The sequence below is a fragment of the Kytococcus sp. HMSC28H12 genome, assembly GCF_001816045.1.
In the GTDB taxonomy this organism is placed as follows: Bacteria; Actinomycetota; Actinomycetes; order Actinomycetales; family Dermatophilaceae; genus Kytococcus; species Kytococcus schroeteri.
In genome coordinates, this window is sequence record NZ_KV824377.1 from 1 (window position 1) to 3,147 (window position 3,147).

Genomic DNA, 3,147 nt, shown 5'->3' on the forward strand with positions numbered 1-3,147 from the left:
GCACGCCGCCGGTGCCGACGGCCTCGGGCAGGCCCCCCACGCGGGCGGCCACCACCGGCACGCCGCAGGCCATCGCCTCGGCGGCCACCAGCCCGAAGGACTCGGTGCGGCTGGGCACCACCACGAGGTCGGCGGCGTGGAAGAGCCCGGCGAGCTGCTCGGGCGGCACCGCGCCCCGGGCGTGCAGCAGGTCCCGTGCCGGGGAGGCCTCGATGCGGCGCGGGAGCTCCTCGGCGTCGCCCGACCCGCTCGGGCCGCCGACGAACAGGGCGTGGGCCTCCACACCCCGGGCGTGCAGGTGCTCCACCGCCTCCAGCAGCACCAGCTGGCCCTTGGCGGGCTGCCATCGCCCAGCCTGCACGAGCAGCGCGGCGTCCGGGCCCAGGCCCAGGTCGCGGCGGGCGGCCACGCGCAGGGAGGTGCGCTCGGCACCGGGCACCCGGTGGAAGGTGGCGGCGTCCACGCCGGGCGGGATGACACGCACGACCGCCGGGTCGGCCCCCTCGGCCTGCACCTGCTGGGCCTCGCGGCGGGTGCTCACCAGGGCCAGGTCCACCGCGGCCAGCACGGCCCGCTCCCCCTCGATGCGGGCGGGCGGCTCGGGCGGCGCCCCGGCCTCGGCGGCCACCTCGGCGTTCTTGGTGGCGCCCATGGTGTGCATGGTGTGGGCCCACACGGCCCCCTCGGCCGCCCCACCCGCCGCCACGAGCCGCCGGGCCACCAGGCCGGAGAGCCAGTAGTGCGAGTGCACCACCTGCGGCGTCACCTCCTCGAAGGCCAGGCGCGACGCCACGGCCTCGGCGAAGGCCGGCACGAGGGCGGGCAGGTCCTCCTTGGCGGTCTGCGGGTCCCCCGCCGGCAGGCCCCAGACGACCACGCCCTCGTCGTCCTGCTGCCACGGCGCCCCGGTGACCGACCGGGTGGCCACCACCACCGGGGCCGCCGCAGCGGCCAGGGCACGCGAGAGCTGGCGGACGTAGACGTTCATGCCGCCGGCATCGCCCTCGCCGGGGTCGTCCAGCGGCGAGGTGTGCATGCTCAGCACCAGCACGGTGGGCGGTGCGGGAGGGGGCGTGGACACGGTCCTGAGTCTGCCACCGGCCGCGGCGCTAGGCTCCGGGCCCATGCGGCCGGTCGGGGACATCACGCGCGGGACCACCGCCCCCAACCGGTTGCGCCGAGTGGACCGCTGGATGGTGCGGCGGCTGGCCCCCGTGCTGCGTTCCGACCCGGCTCCGCTCGTGGTGGACCTGGGCTTCGGCGCCTTGCCCCTGACCACGGCCGAGACGCACGGCCGCGTGCGCTCCGTGGTGCCGCGTGCCCGCGTGGTGGGGCTGGAGATCGACCCCGACCGCGTGGCCGCCGCCCAGCCGTGGGCCACTGACGGACTGGAGTTCGCCCGGGGCGGCTTCGAGCTGGCCGGGCTCACCGGCATCACCGCGCTGCGGGCGTTCAACGTGCTGCGCCAGTACCCCGAGGAGGCCGTGCCCGGTGCGTGGGCCCAGCTGCAGGCGGGACTGGCCCCGGACGGCCTGCTGCTGGAGGGCACCTCCAACGAGGTGGGGCGCCGTGCCGTGTGGGTGACCCTGGACCGGTCCGGTCCGCTGAGCCTGACGTTCAGCTGGGCGATGGCGCAGGTGGACCCGCCGAGCGCCATCGCCGAGCGACTGCCCAAGGTGCTCATCCACCACAACGTGCCGGGCCAGCCGGTGCACTCCCTGCTGCGCGACCTGGACGCCGCCTGGAACGCCCACGCCCACCTGGCCACGTGGGGGCGACGGCAGCGCTTCGCCGCGGCGGCCCGCGCCGTGGCGGCCGACTGGCCCGTGCTCGACGCGCGCCACGGCCCACGGCGCGGCGAACTCACCGTGGCGTGGCAGGCCGTGGCCCCCGCCTGAGCGGCAGAACCACCCACGGACCCGCCCCTCGTCACCGACCCCGGGCCGACCTCGCAACCGCTGCGCCCTGAGCCTCCACCGCCAGTCGCCGACCCAGGTAGGTCCCGATCGCCACGAGCACCGTGGCGGTCAGGAGGGCGGGGCCCAACCCGAGGAGGTCCACCGCTGGCCCCGCGGCCCACACACCGAGCCCGAAAGATCCCACCGTGGCGAAATCGACCCATGAATTCGCGCGACCTCGGGCTCCGTCCGGGACGGCATCGGCAAGGAGCTCGTAGGAGGTCGCGCCGGTGAATGCCTGCGCGAGCCGGTGGATGGTCAGGGCAATGAAGGTGAGGCCCACGGCGATCAGCCCCGCCGCCGTAGATGCGAGAAAGGCTCCCAGCCCCAGGACGAACAGGCCGAGGGCCTGGCCAGCCAGACCCACCACCAGCAACGGTCCGGCGCTGCGGCGCCGCGACACACGGGTGAAGAGCGTCAGCCCGAGGAAGCTGATGAGAACCGAGAACGAGTTCATCGCCGCATACATCATCGACTGGTCCCCGAGCCTGTCCGCCAGAACAGGCAGGGCAACCCAGAGCGCACCCGTTCCCAGCTGGATGGTGGCCCAGACACCCATGAAGACCAGCAGCACCGGGTGACGGCGCAGCACACCCAGGACCGAACCGCCCGGACGAGATGGCTCGTCGTTCTCCGATCCGGGATCACCGGCGTCAGGACCGAACGCGCGCTTGATGGTGAGCACCACCACCGCCGAGACCAGGAACGACGCGGCGTTCACGAGAAAGGCCCACTTGGCTGAGGCCACGAGGACCAGCCCGGCCACCACGGCGGGACCCAGCATCCCTGCGAGGGTTCTCGCCTGCCCGAACGCCGCGAAGATCCCTCCGAGGTTCTCTCCCTCCAGGACACGCGGCACCGACGCACTCGATGCCGGGAAGTAGAGCGACTCGAAGACCGTCGCCACGAGGGCGCAGCCGAACACCCACCAGGGGTCGGGTGCCACCAGGAACATGACCCCGTACGCCACGGCAGCACCGACGTCGGCCAAGAGCATCACACTGCGACGGTTGAACCGGTCGGCCACCCACCCACAGGCCGGGGTCACCGCGGCATCCACCACCACGAGAGCCGCCAAGAGGGTGGACAGCATCGTCGCCGAGTTCGTCCCGGCGGCCAGGACGAGCACCAGGGCCGTGAATCCCGCTTTGTCGGCTCATCCGATCTGAGGGTGCAGCAGTGGTGGTGT

Annotated in this window: 3 protein-coding genes; 1 reads left to right on the forward strand and 2 read right to left on the reverse strand. The window is 74.1% G+C overall.

Annotation, left to right across the window (positions count from 1 at the left end; genetic code table 11):
- Positions 1-1,081 (reverse strand): glycosyltransferase (locus HMPREF3099_RS12335; protein WP_168168433.1); only part of this gene is annotated, 1,081 nt, incomplete at its 3' end.
- 43 nt (positions 1,082-1,124) lie between these two features.
- Between HMPREF3099_RS12335 and HMPREF3099_RS04405 the strand changes: the two genes are divergently transcribed.
- Entirely contained in the window at positions 1,125-1,898 is a 774-nt protein-coding gene (locus HMPREF3099_RS04405; protein WP_070704479.1) for a methylase, read from the forward strand.
- 31 nt (positions 1,899-1,929) lie between these two features.
- Here the strand turns inward: HMPREF3099_RS04405 and HMPREF3099_RS04410 are convergent, their stop codons facing one another.
- A complete protein-coding gene (locus tag HMPREF3099_RS04410) occupies positions 1,930-3,087 on the reverse strand; it encodes an MFS transporter (protein ID WP_070704482.1) in 1,158 nt (385 codons plus the stop codon).
- Positions 3,088-3,147 lie beyond the last annotated feature (60 nt).